Genomic DNA, 13,014 nt, shown 5'->3' with positions numbered 1-13,014 from the left:
GCACCCCGCTGGATCTCGAAGTGGTCCACGTCGACGGTGGTCAGGCCACCGAACGTACGCACGATGTTGTCGGCGACCAGGATCGGGTCGGGGAGCAGATGTTCATCGAGCCGACTCGACGGGAATCTCGGTCAGAACGAGCCGACTCGGCGCTCAGGAGTTGACGGTGATCGGCTCGCCGCCGGAGACCAGGCGCCAGTCGACCGACGCGAAGGCCGCTGGGTCGATGACCTGGTTGGCGGTGACCCAGTCGATGAGCAGCTGCCGGATCTCGACCTGCTGGTTGTAGACCACGGTGGCGTCGGTGACGTGCGGGAAACCGCCGCCACCGGACTGGCGGTAGTTGTTGACCGCGAGCACGAACTCCTGCCCGTCGGCGACCGCGACGCCGTCGTAGGCGAGGTCGGTGACCCGCGAGCCGACCGGCATCGAGATGTCGATGTCGTAGGTCAGCGCCGCATCCAGCCCCGCGATGGTGTCGAAGTTGTAGTCGGGCGTGCCGTTTGGGGCGGTGTCGGTGGGCGCATTGGTCACATCCGCGATCGGGAACGGGCCGGTGCCACTGACCCGCTTGAAGTAGCGCGCGGTGAACTCGAGATAGTCCTTGAGCTGAGCGCCGGTGATGCGCACCGCCATCAGCGTGTTGTCGTAGATGTAGAGACCGGCCACGTCGCGTACGGTCACCTCCCCCGCGGGGAAGGCCGCGGCGCGGCTGAACGGGGCCGCGATCGAGAGCACCGGCAGAGCTGCGTCGTCCCCGGTCAGCGCGGCCTTGACCGCGTCCGCCTGGACGAAGCTCACGAAGTCGATGATGGGTACGTCCTCGACGACCGCCCGGGCCGCCAGCATCTCCACCGCCGAGGTGCCGACGACGGAGTTGACATAGGAGACCACGACGTCGTGCTGCTCCTGCACCGCGGCGGAGACGTCCGGGTCGGCGTCGACGGTGTTGGAGTTGAGCGTCTGCGAGGTCGCCGACTGCAGGACCCAGCGCGGCCGGCCGTGACCCTTCTCGCGGCGTACGACAAGGTCCATCACGGACACGCGCATGCCCCAGTAGAGCGGCTCGGTGAGCAGCACCTGCTTGCCGGTCTCGGCGTTGGTGACGAAGCGCTCGGTGATCTCTCGGTGGGCGTGGCCGACCAGGATGGCGTCGACGTCCGGCACCTGCTCGGCGACCAAGGTGGCTGCGTTCTCCGGGGGCAGCTCGTCGCCGTAGGAGCTGGAGGTGTCGGCGCCGGAGTGGGCGCTGATGATGACCAGGTCGCAGCCGGCCTTCTTGAGCTCGGGGACGTAGATCTTGGCCTGCTCGACCAGACCCGGGAACTCCATCTTGCCCTCGACGATGGCCTTGTCCCAGATCGCGATGCCCGGGTTGGTCAGTCCGAGCACGCCGACCCGCAGGCGCCGGCCGCGGCCGAGGTCGTAGTCCTTGATGATGTAGGGCGGGAACACCGGCAGCTTGGTCGAGGGGTCGACGGCGTTGGCGCCGAGCATCGGGAAGTTCACCTGCTCCTCGAACTTCCGGATCGTGTCGATGCCGTAGTTGAACTCGTGGTTTCCGAGCGCGGCGGCGTCGTAGCCGACCAGGTTCATCGCCCGCGCCATCGGGTGGACCGAGCCCTTGGTGATCGGGTCGATCCGTGCGTAGTAGTAGGCCAGCGGCGTGCCCTGGATGGTGTCACCGGCGTCGATCGTCAGGATCGGCTCGCCGCGGCGCTCCTCACGGACGGCGTCGATCAGCGTCTTGACCTTGGCGACGCCGATCTCGTTGCCGGCGCTGTTGGAGAACGCGGCGTTCTTGTAGTAGTCCCAGTTGAAGACGTTGCCGTGCAGGTCGGTGGTGCCGAGCACGGTCAGCCGGAAGGTGTCGAACTTGCCCGCGCTGTTCACACCATGGGCAGGAGTAGCGGCGTAGCCTGCGGCGCTCAGCGCCGCGGCGCCTGTGACGGCTCCGGACAGGACAGTGCGGCGGGTGGCGAGAGGCATCGGTAACGTCCTTGCATGAGTAGGTAAAACGCTGCAAGGCAATTCCTACCACCTCGGGTGCAACTTGGCGGCGGCTTTTCCCGGCAAAGGAGTTCGGTCCTAGGCCGCGAGATGCTTCTTCTTGACAGGCTTGCCGTCGAGGGTCACCAGGCGTCGCTTCTTGACCGTCATCCCCTCGGGCAGAGTGCCTTCCTTGAGCATGCGGATCGGGCACCGCTTGCAGCGCGTCTTCGACACGCAGCACTCCGTCTTGGGAGGCTTCCTCTTCTTGCCCACACTCGAAGAATAACAGCGTGTTAGGCGAGCCTTACTACCAGCGGACGCCGAGGCGCACCCGGTTCGACCGGCGTGCGCCTCGGCGTCGGAGCGTACGAGCCGAGGTTCTCACCGCTCCTCGGCGAGGCGGCGAGCCAGCACCGGGATGACGATGGCGGCCGCGACGACGTGCAGGAGCATCAGCACGATCGCGCTGGCGGCGTCGAAGCCGAAGGTGACGTCGGGGACGAGCGAGACGACGGTGAGCACGACCGTGGTGACCACGAACGTACGCCGCGGACGGCGGGCGACCCGGGCCATCACCGCGGCCATCGCCACCCCGATGAGCGAGAAGACGGCGGTCAGCTGGGCGTAGCCGGCGAGCGGGATCGTGCCGCTGGCGGTCTCGAAGCTCACCCCCGCCGCCGAGGAGGCCGCCGCGAGGGCGGTGACGAGTGCACTCGCGGCAACCGTGGCACCGAGGCCATGGAGCCAGAGAGACTTGCGGGCGACGCGGACGGTGGGGGTGGTGATCTGCTGGGCGGTGGTGATGGCGGACATCTCTATCTCCCGTTACGTGGTGAGAGGCGCTGTTCGCCTCCCTCTGCCCATTCCACGAACGGGAGCGCGTCGGATCGACACGTCTCCCGAGAATCTTCGAGAGACGCGTCGATCCTCGGCTCAGGTGAGGTCGTTGGCCTTGCGGATGACCTCGACGATGTCGGCCATGATCTCGGTGAGGCTGAAGTCCTTGGGCGTGTAGACCGCCGCGACCCCCGACTCGATCAGGGTGCGGGCGTCGGACTCGGGCACGATGCCGCCGACGATGACCGGTACGTCACCGAGACCCGCATCGCGCAGGCCCTCGACCACCGACGGCACCAGGGACATGTGCGACCCGGAGAGGATGGAGAGGCCGACCACGTGTACGTCCTCGGCGACCGCCGCGGCGACGATCTGCTCCGGCGTGAGCCGGATGCCCTGGTAGATGACCTCGAAACCGGCATCGCGAGCGCGGACCGCGACCTGCTCGGCCCCGTTGGAGTGACCGTCCAGGCCAGGCTTGCCGACGAGCATGCGCAGCTTGACGCCGAGCTCGTCGCCGGTGGCCTTGACCCGGTCGCGTACGACCGAGAGCTCGGCGCCGGCCTCCGCGGCACCGACCGCACCGGAGACACCGGTGGGCGCCCGGAACTCGCCGAACACCTCGCGCAGGGTGCCTGCCCACTCCCCCGTGGTCGCGCCCGCACGGGCGGCGGCCAAGGTGGCCTCCATCAGGTTGGCGTCGGTCTTCGCGGCAGCGGCCAGCGCGGCCAGCGCCTCGGTCACGGCGGTCTCGTCACGCTCTGCCTTCCACGCCTCGAGAGAGGCCTTGGCGGCCTCCTCGGCGCGCGGGTCCGCGACCATGATCGCGGCGTCCAGATCGGCGGTCAGCGGAGACGGCTCGGTGGTGGTGAACTTGTTGACGCCGACGATGATCTCCTCGCCGGACTCGATGGCGCCTCGACGGCGGGCGTGCGAGGAGACCAGCTCGGACTTCATGTAGCCCGTGTCGACCGCGGCGATCGCGCCACCCATGGCCTGGACCCGGTCGATCTCCTCCTTGGCGCCCGCGACGAGCTCGGCCACCTTGGCCTCCACGACCGGCGAGCCGTCGAAGAGGTCGCCGTACTCCAGCAGGTCGGACTCGTAGGCCAGCACCTGCTGCAGGCGCAGGGACCACTGCTGGTCCCACGGACGCGGCAGACCGAGCGCCTCGTTCCAGGCCGGCAGCTGCACCGCACGAGCTCGGGCGTTCTTGGACAGGGTCACAGCGAGCATCTCCAGCACGATGCGCTGGACGTTGTTCTCCGGCTGAGCCTCGGTCAGACCGAGCGAGTTGACCTGGACGCCGTAGCGGAACCGGCGCATCTTCGGGTCCTCGACCCCGTAGCGCTCACGGGTGATCTCGTCCCACAGCTCGACGAAGGCGCGCATCTTGCACATCTCCTCGACGAACCGCACGCCGGCGTTGACGAAGAACGAGATCCGGCCGACGACCTTGCCGAAGTCCTCCTCCGACACCTGCCCGGAGGCCTTGACCGAGTCGAGCACCGAGATGGCGGTGCACATCGCGTAGGCGATCTCCTGCACCGGCGTCGCGCCGGCCTCCTGCAGGTGGTAGCTGCAGATGTTGATCGGGTTCCACTTCGGGATCTGGTGGACCGTGTAGGCGATCATGTCGCTGATCAGCCGCAGGGAGTGCTCCGGCGGAAAGACGTACGTCCCCCGGGAGAGATACTCCTTGATGATGTCGTTCTGAGTGGTGCCGGCCAGCTTGGCAGCGACCTCTGCAGGGTCCATCCCGGGGTTCTGCTCCTCGGCGGCGACCTGATACATCGCGAGCAGCCACATGGCGGTCGCGTTGATCGTCATCGAGGTGTTCATCTCGGTGAGGGGGATCTGGTCGAAGAGCTTGCGCATCTCCCCCATGTGCATGATCGGCACACCCACCTTGCCGACCTCGCCGCGAGCGAGAACGCTGTCGGGGTCGTAACCGGTCTGCGTCGGCAGGTCGAAGGCGACCGAGAGGCCCGTCTGACCCTTGGCGAGATTGTTGCGATAGAGCTCGTTGGACGCCTCGGCGGTCGAGTGGCCGGCGTACGTGCGCATCAGCCAGGAGCGATCCTTCGCCGGGCGGCGCTGCTCGGAGGGCGTGGTGTCCGTCATAAGAGGCATGCTAGCCCTTCGGTTACCGCTCAGTAACCGGCTCCGGTGTGGAAGATGTCACTCACCGACATTCCTTTACCCGCCTAGGCGATGAGCGGGGAGTTCTCCACCTCTAGGACGCGGTAGAGCCTGGAGAGGTGGAGCATCCGCCGCACCGCCGGGGTGCAGCCGTGAAGAATGAGGCGACGGCCGTCCGCATGGGCCTGCCTGGTCGCGACGGCGAGCAGTTTCAGCGCCGTCACATCAGCACTGGTCACGCCGGAGACATCGAGCACGACGTCACCCTCCACCGCGTCGAGATGGTCGTAGATGACACTGCGAGCCATCCAGGTGCTGCGTACGTCGAAATCTCCGCTCAACACCAGCGTCGGCCCGTCGATCACGATCTCCATGCCTGCCTCCATCCCCGGGAAGTGGTTGCCCTACACAGAAGCCCTACGCATCACACGGCGCTCCCTCTCGCCACTATGACGCCTGGTCGCAGCCGTTGGTTGCACCTCACCAGCCTCATTCGTCACTTCCGTACCTATTTTCTGTCAATTGACCTTGTTCGCCGAGATATGGCCCCTGCGAATAGGCTCAGCGCATGGTCAATCTGACGCGCATCTACACCCGCACCGGCGACGCCGGTGAGACCCGGCTCGGCGACATGAGCCTGACCGCCAAGACCGACCTGCGGCTGGAGGCTTACGCGACCACCGACGAGGCCGGGGCGGCGATCGGTGTCGCTCTCGCCCACGGCGGCATCGACGAGGACGTCGTGAAGGTGCTGACGACCATCCAGAACGATCTCTTCGACGTCGGCGCCGACCTCTCGACCCCGGTGGCGGCCGACCCCGAGTACCCCCCGCTCCGCGTCGAGCAGGCGTACGTCGACCGCCTCGAGGCCTGGTGCGACGAGTACAACGAGCCCCTCGAGAAGCTCCGCTCGTTCATCCTCTCCGGCGGCACCGTGGCCGCGGCCCATCTGCACGTCGCCCGCACCGTCGTACGCCGCGCGGAACGAGCCGCCTGGGCTGCGTACGAGGTCCACGGCGAGATCATGAACAAGCTCGCCCTCACCTATCTCAACCGGCTCAGCGACCTGCTCTTCATCCTCGCCCGGCACGCGAACCGCGAGCAGGGTGACGTCCTGTGGGTGCCGGGCGGCGAGCGCTAGTCACCCACCGCCTGCTCACAGCCAGCCGCGGCGCCCCGCCTCGTAGCCGAGCTGGAGCCGGGTGTCGACCTGCGCCCGATCCATCATCTGGCGGACCCGGCGCTGGACCGTACGCAGCGACAGTCCGAGCTGCGCACCGATCGAGGCATCCGTCAGGCCCGCGAGCAGCAGCGAGAGGACCTTGGTGTCGAGAGGCTCGAGCCGGTCGGCGGCCGTCTCGACCGTGCCCTCCGGCGTGGCGACCAGCTTCGGCGCGGAGGCCCAGATCAGGTCGAAGAGAGCGATGATCGCGTCGAGCAGACCGCTGGGATGAAGCAGCAGCGCGTCCTGGACCGTGCTGTGTCCGCCCGTCGCCGACTCACCCTGCATCAGCGGGATCAGCGCGATCTCCCGGTCGACGATGAAGGCGCGCAGCGGCACCGTCGGCACCACCCGCAGCTCGATCCCGATCTCGAGCCCGGAGTCGATCGTCTCGTAGATGCCGGGTGTGTCGAAGACGGAACGCTCGAGCACGATGTCGTGCCGGACGCCGCGTTCGATCGCGGCCCGCTCGGCCTCGTCGGCGTCCTCACGGGTGACGACGGCGGCCTGGGGCTTCTGCAGTGCCTGGATGCACTTCCTCGCCGAGTACTGCAGCTGGGCGAACCGCTGGGCGATCGCCTCGGTGCCGTGCACGACGTCGACGACGTCCGCCACGTCCCGGCGAGCGACCGAGCCGCGATATAGACCGGCGAGCTCGGTCATCTCGACTTGGGCGCGACGCAGCTCGTCCTGACGCTGGACGAGCAGCGCCCCGAGCGCCACCGCCGGCGGAGAGGCGACATAGCGGTCCTGGCCCGCCGACGCCCGCGCGACCAGACCCTTCCCCTCGAGCGCGGCCAGCACCGCGGAGACCGCATAGGCGTCCAGTTCGGCAGCCTCGGCCAGCTCTTCCAGATTGGCCGACGGCGCGCCGACCAGCTGGCGGTAGACCGTCTCCTCGAGGTTGTCGAGACCGAGCGCATCGAGCATCCGGAATGCCTTTCCATTGCGGGAACGAACGACCGACATCATGGCAGATATACGACACGTCACATTCCCGCCATGGCGCTTCGACTTGCATTCCGCGTCAACTTGGCCGAAAGTATTCATCGCCACCTCGGTCCGGATCCCCCCGCTCGGATCGAGGTGGCTTTACTTTTGCGTGGCGAAGTCGTCCCGATCGGTTCGGATCCAGTTGCCCAGCGTCCAGGGCGGGCCGCATGGCCATTCACGCCGACGAGTGCGCGAAACGCCGTCGAGGCGGCCGACCGGTCTGGACCAGTGCCACTGCAGCGAGCGAGGCGCAGCTCACCACAAGCGTCCGCGAAGTCGCAGAACCGGCCTCATGCTGGAAGAATAGATCGGGTGCCCTTGCTCGAAGCTCTCACGAACGACCTACTCCGCGAGACCTTCGACCCGCAGACCATCGAGCGTGGCCAGGCCTACGCCGCCGAGGGCCGGGTCGGTGAAACCCGGACCACGGAGATCGGCGGCAGCGCGCTGCGAGCAGCGGCGGAGGTCGGAGGCAGCAGCCCAGCCCCCTATCGCGTGACCCTCAACCTGGAGTCCAGGAACGGCGTCGCCAGGCTGACGACCCAGTGCAGCTGCCCCGTGCGCAACAGCTGCAAGCACGGGGTCGCCTTGGCCATGGTCCTCGCCGATGCGCCCAGGAAGGCGACCGCGCCGGGACCCACGTGGGAGACGGAGCTGCGTACGCTGCTGGGCCAGCTCGCCGAGGACAACAAGCCCGAGGACGACCTGCCCGCGCTGGCGCTCGAGATCGACGTCCACAGCCCGCGGGCGGCCGTGGGGGGCTCGCCCTTCGTCGAGCTCCGGCCGATGCGCATGGGCAACCGCGACCGCTGGGCGAAGACCGGCGCAGACTGGTCCAGCATCCCCAACGCCCAGCCCGGCAAGGACTTCCCGCGCAGTCAGCTGGTTCCCCTGCAGGAGCTGGCCCGCCAACTGCGGCCGGATCGGCTGCTCTACGCACGCGGCTCCTCGCTCAGCCTCGCCGACTTCGGTGAGCACGCGATCTCGCTGCTGCGCGATGCGATCCGTGGCGGCGTGACCGTGCTCCCCGGCGAGAACGTACGCGGCGTGGTGGTCTTCGACGAGCCGCTCTCGCTCGCCGGGGAGCTACATCGCGAGGACGGCGAGGCCGTCCTCCGCTTCGGCCTGGCCCATGGTGACCGCGTCTACGCCGGCCCCACGGTGCTCCCGATCGGTCGGCCGACCCGCTCGGTGGGCGTGCTCGATGCCGGAGTTCTCCACCTCGGCGAGCTGTCCGGGCCGCTCTCGACGCACGCACATCGGCTGGTGACCGCCCGGGAGCCGCTGACCGTCCCTGAGCCCGAGATCGGCACGCTGAGCGCCCTGCTGGGCCCGCTGGCCCGACTGGTTCCGCTGCGCTCGTCCGACGACTCCCTCGACATCCCGGACCCGCCCGCACCGCGGCTGAGCCTGACGGTCACCTGGCGCAGCTCGACCCACGCCACGCTCGGCTGGACGTGGGCCTACGGCGTACGCCACTACCCCCTGGACTCCCGCGAGGACCTCGGCCTGGTCCGCGACCCTGCCGAGGAGGCCTCGCTTCGCGGACGCGTCTCCGCCGAGCTGCTCCGCAAGCAAGAGGTCCGGGACGGTGACGCGCTAGCGCTCGCCATCCACGACCTCCCGGCGCTGCGTGAGGTCGAGGGCGTCGAGGTCACCGAGGTGCAGCGCCCCGACTTCCGCGAGACCGACGAGGACCCGGAGATCTCCTTCGAGATCACCTCCCCCGACGGCGCCGCCGTGGGCGGCCAGGACTGGCTCGACCTTCAGGTGGTCATCCGCATCGGCAACGAGGCCGTTCCGCTGCCCGACGTGCTCGGGGCGCTGACCCGCGGCGACGACCACCTCATCCTCCCCAGCGGCACCTACCTCACCACCGACCGCCCCGAGCTGGACCGGCTCCGCAACGTCGTCGAGGCCGCCGGTCAGCTCCACGAGCGCAGCGGTGAGGGGATCGCCGTCGGCAAGCACGACCTCGGCGTCTGGGCCGAGCTCGCCGAGCTGGGCGTGGTCGACCAGCAGGCCGCCGAGTGGGTCCAGCGGGCCCAGGCACTTCGCGACCTGCGCGAGATCCCGCGCCCGGAGCCCATCGGCGTGGCGACCGAGCTGCGCCACTACCAGCTCGACGGCTTCCACTGGCTGGCCTTCCTCCACGAGCAGGGTCTCGGTGGGATCCTCGCCGACGACATGGGCCTCGGCAAGACGCTCCAGGTCCTGGCCACGATCTCCCACGCTGTGCACGCTCAGCCGGGCGAACGCGCGCCTTACCTCGTGGTCGCGCCGACCAGCGTCGTACCGGCCTGGGTGCAGGAGGCCCGCCGCCACACCCCCGGCCTTCGAGTCAGCACGGTGAGCAGGCGCGTCGACTCCGTGGCCGAGGCGCGCGAGGACGCCGATGTCGTGGTCACGACCTACGCCATCCTCCGGCTCGAGCAGGACGCCTTCGCCGGCCGGCCATGGTCCGGTCTCGTTCTCGACGAGGCGCAGCAGGTCAAGAACCACCAGTCCAAGACGTACGCTGCGGCCCGCCGCATCGACGCCCGCTGGCGTCTCGCGGTGACGGGCACGCCGTTCGAGAACCGGCTGATGGAGCTGTGGGCGCTGCTCTCGATCACCGCACCGGGCCTCTACCCCAGCCCGCGGATGTTCCGCGACACCGTGGTCTCCCCCGTGGAGAAGTCGGGCGACGACGACGCGCTGCGCCGGTTCCGGACCCGGCTGCGCCCGTTCCTGCTGCGGCGTACGAAGGAGCTCGTCGCCGACGACCTGCCGCCCAAGCAGGAGCAGGTGCTCGGCGTCGACCTCAACCCCGCCCACCGCAAGATCTACGACGCCCACCTGGCCAAGGAACGTCAGCGGATCCTGCATCTGCTCGACGACTTCAACGACAACCGGGTCGCGATCCTCAGCGCGCTGACCAGGCTGCGCCAGCTCTCGCTAGACCCCGGTCTGGTCGACCCCGAGGACGACGACGTCGGCTCGGCCAAGCTCGAGACGCTCGTCGACCACATCGAGGAGCTCGCCGCCGAGGGCCACAAGGCGCTCGTCTTCAGCCAGTTCACCTCGTTCCTCGGCCGGGCCCGCACCCGGCTCGCCGAAGCCGGCATCGACGCCGCCTACCTCGACGGCTCGACGCGCGACCGCGGGGCGGTGATCGAGAGCTTCCGCGAGGGTGACGCCCCGGTCTTCCTGATCTCTCTCAAGGCGGGTGGCGTCGGTCTGACTCTGACCGAGGCCGACTACGTCTTCGTGCTCGACCCCTGGTGGAACCCCGCAGCCGAGGCTCAGGCCGTCGACCGCGCCCACCGCATCGGCCAGACCCAGCACGTCATGGTCTACCGGCTGGTCTCGACGGGGACGATCGAGGAGAAGGTCATGGAGCTCAAGGAGCGCAAGGCCGAGCTCTTCGCCAAGGTCGTCGACGGCGAGGGCGCGATGGGCTCCACCATCGGCGCCGACGACATCCGCGCCCTCTTCGTGTAGCCGAAATTACCTACGCCGCCTTGCCACCGTCGCCGCCAACGCCGCCGCGGGGAGCATCAGGACGGCGACGACCAGGAGGGACCTCAGGGTGCCGATCTGGTCTCCTACCGCCCCCAGGATCGGCGGGAAGCCCAGGAAAGCACCGTACGCCAGCGTGGAGACGACCGAGACGCGAGCCGCGGCCCGGGTCTCGTCGTCCGCGGCGATGCTGATCCCGAGCGGGAAGCCGAGGGCTGCACCGAAGCCCCACAGGACGATCCCGGCCAGAGCGAGCCCCACGGAGCCGGCGAAGACCGTCAGCACGATCCCGGCCCCCGCGAGAGCCGCCGAGGTGATCAGCACCGGCTGCCGGCCGACCCGGTCGATCACCTTCGCACCGGCGAAACGGGCAACGCTCATACAGAGGACGAACGCCGCGTAGCACGCCACCCCGACCCGGTGGCTGACGTCGTAGCCGTCGATCATCGCCAGCGCGACCCAGTCGTTCGCGCTCCCCTCGGCGGCGGCGAAGGCGAGCACCATCAGGCCGAGCAGCAGAGTGTGGGGCGAGCGCCAGGCGGCGATCAGCTCGCGCCGCGGCGAGTGTCCCTCCGGTGGGGCTTCGGCCGGTAGGAACCCGGCTGTCCCCCACCAGCAGGCCGCCAGCGCGACGCCGGCGACCCCGACGATGTGCCACACGGTCGGCAACGTACCCACCAGGGCGATGCCCAACACCCCACCGAGCACGGTGCCGACGCTCCACATCGCGTGCAGCTGTGGCATCAGCGTCTTGCCGCCCAGCCGCTCGACCGCGGCCCCCTCGACGTTCATGGCGACGTCCCAGACCCCGTAGCCGACGCCGTACGCCACCAGGAACAGCGCCACCAGCCAAGCCTGTCCGAGCCAGCTGCCGGAGACCGCCACCAGACACAGGGCGACGGCACAGAGGGCCGCGCAGCGGCGTACGAGCCGGGCCGCGCCCCAGCGCATCACCAGCCCACCGGCGAACGGCAGCGCAGCGACCGATCCGATGCCCATCGCCAGCAGCATCAGGCCGACGGCAGAGTTGCTCAGGCCGAGGCTCTCGCGCAGCGCCGGGATCCGAGAGATGAAGGTCGCGGACAGCAGGCCGTTGGTGGCGAATGCCACCACCGAACCGGCTTGGGCACGGGAAAGAGGCGTCACGGGCAAAGGCTAGTAGGCCCCCGGACGCCTCCAGGGGTGGGTCTCAGTCGCGCTTCTCGTACGGACCGCCGCGACCGAAGATCGGCAGCACCCACGGCTGGCGCAGCGGCGCGCCGGCGAGCGCGACCACGGCGAAGGCGGTCGCCAGGACCCAGGCGATCCCGTAGAGCGCACCACCGAGCCCGAAGGTCACGATCGTGACGGCGAGCAGGGTCAGCTGCAGGTTGAGAGCGCCGGCCGCGTGGTGCTTGACGAACTCGGAGCGCTTGCCGACGGTGTAGTACATGATCGCCGGGCCGACGACGATCGGCACCAAGGTCGTGGCCTGGGCGAGGGCGCCCAGCAGCCTCTCCTCGGTGGTCGGGGGCGGCAGCAGGTCACGGGCGGGCTTCGCGGGCGCCGGAGCGGCAGCAGCGGGCTGTGCGACCAGGTCACGAGTGATCGGCTCGAGGGCGGCGTACGTCTTCGCCTTCATGGTCAGGTCGAACCGGAGGTCGAACTCGGCCTGGTCGAGCCGGCCGTCTGCGTAGGCGGACTTCAGCACGTCGATGACGCGGTCGCGGTCGGCATCGGTGCAGCGGAGCTCGTCGGGCTGGGCGGACAGGGTGGTCGCGGGAGGGATGGGAGCAGTTGAGGACATACCTCAACCATCCGCCCCAGACGGCTCCCGGACAATCAGGGAAGCCCCCGAAAACCGAACGACCGACCCCGGCGTCGTGCCGGAGTCGGTCGCGTCGAGAAGCTCAGAAGACGGTCCAGTTGGACCGGATCGGGCGCGACTCGAGCCACGCCTGGAACCCGATGAGGGTCTGCTGATCCATCGAGAGGTCGATCAGCTCGCCCTTGACCTCACAGGTCACGATCAGGCTCTCGGGGTAGAGAACCAGCTCCTCGATCCCCTCAGGGGATCGACTGGAGACGTAGCTGAGCTCGACGCGGCGCCAGACCCGTTTGGGCTTGGGCGAGAGCGAGAAGATGCGAAACCACTCCAGCTGCGCATCTCCGGAGTAGCGGCCGATACCGATGATCCAACCGCGCCCGGGCTTGGTGTCCCGGACGCGGTGGCTCAGTTCGAAGACGCCGCCGTTGCGTTCGAGCAGACGGCGGCGTACGGCGATCCCGATGCCATAGGCAAGGACAAGCAGAAGCAAACAGGCCACAACGGCCAAGAGCAGCTCCCA

The 13,014-nt window shown here is 68.9% G+C and carries 11 protein-coding genes; 2 read left to right on the top strand and 9 right to left on the bottom strand.

What is annotated here, in order from left to right; translation table 11 throughout:
• Nucleotides 1–153: 153 nt before the first annotated feature.
• From ABZZ22_RS18630 to ABZZ22_RS18610, 5 genes are all read right to left on the bottom strand, one after another.
• Entirely contained in the window at nucleotides 154–1,989 is a 1,836-nt protein-coding gene (locus ABZZ22_RS18630; RefSeq protein ID WP_354934007.1) for a 5'-nucleotidase C-terminal domain-containing protein, read from the bottom strand.
• A 99-nt stretch (nucleotides 1,990–2,088) separates the two neighbouring features.
• A complete protein-coding gene (locus tag ABZZ22_RS18625) occupies nucleotides 2,089–2,265 on the bottom strand; it encodes a hypothetical protein (protein WP_354934005.1) in 177 nt (58 codons plus the stop codon).
• 108 nt (nucleotides 2,266–2,373) lie between these two features.
• The gene (locus ABZZ22_RS18620) at nucleotides 2,374–2,805 is read right to left on the bottom strand and encodes a DUF6069 family protein (protein WP_354934004.1); all 432 of its coding nucleotides are present in this window, start codon (nucleotides 2,803–2,805) and stop codon (nucleotides 2,374–2,376) included.
• Between the two features lie 120 nt (nucleotides 2,806–2,925).
• Nucleotides 2,926–4,953 (bottom strand): protein meaA, encoded by a 2,028-nt coding sequence (locus ABZZ22_RS18615; RefSeq protein ID WP_354934003.1) that lies wholly within the window; start codon nucleotides 4,951–4,953, stop codon nucleotides 2,926–2,928.
• An 83-nt stretch (nucleotides 4,954–5,036) separates the two neighbouring features.
• Nucleotides 5,037–5,345: an STAS domain-containing protein gene (locus ABZZ22_RS18610; protein ID WP_292650695.1), complete on the bottom strand. Its 309-nt coding sequence runs from the start codon at nucleotides 5,343–5,345 to the stop codon at nucleotides 5,037–5,039.
• 194 nt (nucleotides 5,346–5,539) lie between these two features.
• Between ABZZ22_RS18610 and ABZZ22_RS18605 the strand changes: the two genes are divergently transcribed.
• Nucleotides 5,540–6,112 carry a cob(I)yrinic acid a,c-diamide adenosyltransferase gene (locus ABZZ22_RS18605; RefSeq protein ID WP_354934001.1) on the top strand — a complete coding sequence of 191 codons (573 nt, stop codon included), beginning with the start codon at nucleotides 5,540–5,542 and terminating at the stop codon, nucleotides 6,110–6,112.
• Between the two features lie 15 nt (nucleotides 6,113–6,127).
• Here ABZZ22_RS18605 and ABZZ22_RS18600 read toward each other — a convergent pair whose 3' ends face one another.
• On the bottom strand, nucleotides 6,128–7,162 hold the full coding sequence (locus tag ABZZ22_RS18600) for a helix-turn-helix domain-containing protein (RefSeq protein WP_354933999.1): 1,035 nt from the start codon (nucleotides 7,160–7,162) through the stop codon (nucleotides 6,128–6,130).
• 336 nt (nucleotides 7,163–7,498) lie between these two features.
• Here ABZZ22_RS18600 and ABZZ22_RS18595 point away from each other — a divergent pair, with 336 nt between their 5' ends.
• Complete coding sequence (locus ABZZ22_RS18595) at nucleotides 7,499–10,669, top strand: DEAD/DEAH box helicase (RefSeq protein ID WP_354933997.1); 3,171 nt, start codon at nucleotides 7,499–7,501, stop codon at nucleotides 10,667–10,669.
• 6 nt (nucleotides 10,670–10,675) lie between these two features.
• Here ABZZ22_RS18595 and ABZZ22_RS18590 read toward each other — a convergent pair whose 3' ends face one another.
• The 3 genes from ABZZ22_RS18590 to ABZZ22_RS18580 form a co-directional block, all read right to left on the bottom strand.
• Nucleotides 10,676–11,833, bottom strand: a complete 1,158-nt coding sequence (locus tag ABZZ22_RS18590) for an MFS transporter (RefSeq protein ID WP_354933995.1) — start codon at nucleotides 11,831–11,833, stop codon at nucleotides 10,676–10,678.
• A gap of 43 nt (nucleotides 11,834–11,876) precedes the next feature.
• A complete protein-coding gene (locus ABZZ22_RS18585; RefSeq protein WP_354933993.1) occupies nucleotides 11,877–12,473 on the bottom strand; it encodes a DUF1707 and DUF4870 domain-containing protein in 597 nt (198 codons plus the stop codon).
• Between the two features lie 103 nt (nucleotides 12,474–12,576).
• Complete coding sequence (locus tag ABZZ22_RS18580) at nucleotides 12,577–12,993, bottom strand: DUF2550 domain-containing protein (protein ID WP_354934009.1); 417 nt, start codon at nucleotides 12,991–12,993, stop codon at nucleotides 12,577–12,579.
• Between the last annotated feature and the right edge of the window lie 21 nt (nucleotides 12,994–13,014).

Origin of the sequence: Nocardioides sp. NPDC006273, from assembly GCF_040613495.1 — a bacterium.
Lineage (GTDB): Bacteria > Actinomycetota > Actinomycetes > Propionibacteriales > Nocardioidaceae > Nocardioides.
The sequence above is the reverse complement of the archived record's forward strand: the minus strand, read 5'-3'. Positions and strand labels throughout refer to the sequence as shown.

Coding starts and splice junctions, on each gene's coding strand:
- ABZZ22_RS18620 (WP_354934004.1), bottom strand. CDS start 2,805: ATGTCCGCCATCACCACCGCCCAGCAGATCACCACCCCCACCGTCCGC.
- ABZZ22_RS18605 (WP_354934001.1), top strand. CDS start 5,540: ATGGTCAATCTGACGCGCATCTACACCCGCACCGGCGACGCCGGTGAG.
- ABZZ22_RS18615 (WP_354934003.1), bottom strand. CDS start 4,953: ATGACGGACACCACGCCCTCCGAGCAGCGCCGCCCGGCGAAGGATCGC.
- ABZZ22_RS18630 (WP_354934007.1), bottom strand. CDS start 1,989: ATGCCTCTCGCCACCCGCCGCACTGTCCTGTCCGGAGCCGTCACAGGC.
- ABZZ22_RS18600 (WP_354933999.1), bottom strand. CDS start 7,162: ATGTCGGTCGTTCGTTCCCGCAATGGAAAGGCATTCCGGATGCTCGAT.
- ABZZ22_RS18610 (WP_292650695.1), bottom strand. CDS start 5,345: ATGGAGATCGTGATCGACGGGCCGACGCTGGTGTTGAGCGGAGATTTC.
- ABZZ22_RS18585 (WP_354933993.1), bottom strand. CDS start 12,473: ATGTCCTCAACTGCTCCCATCCCTCCCGCGACCACCCTGTCCGCCCAG.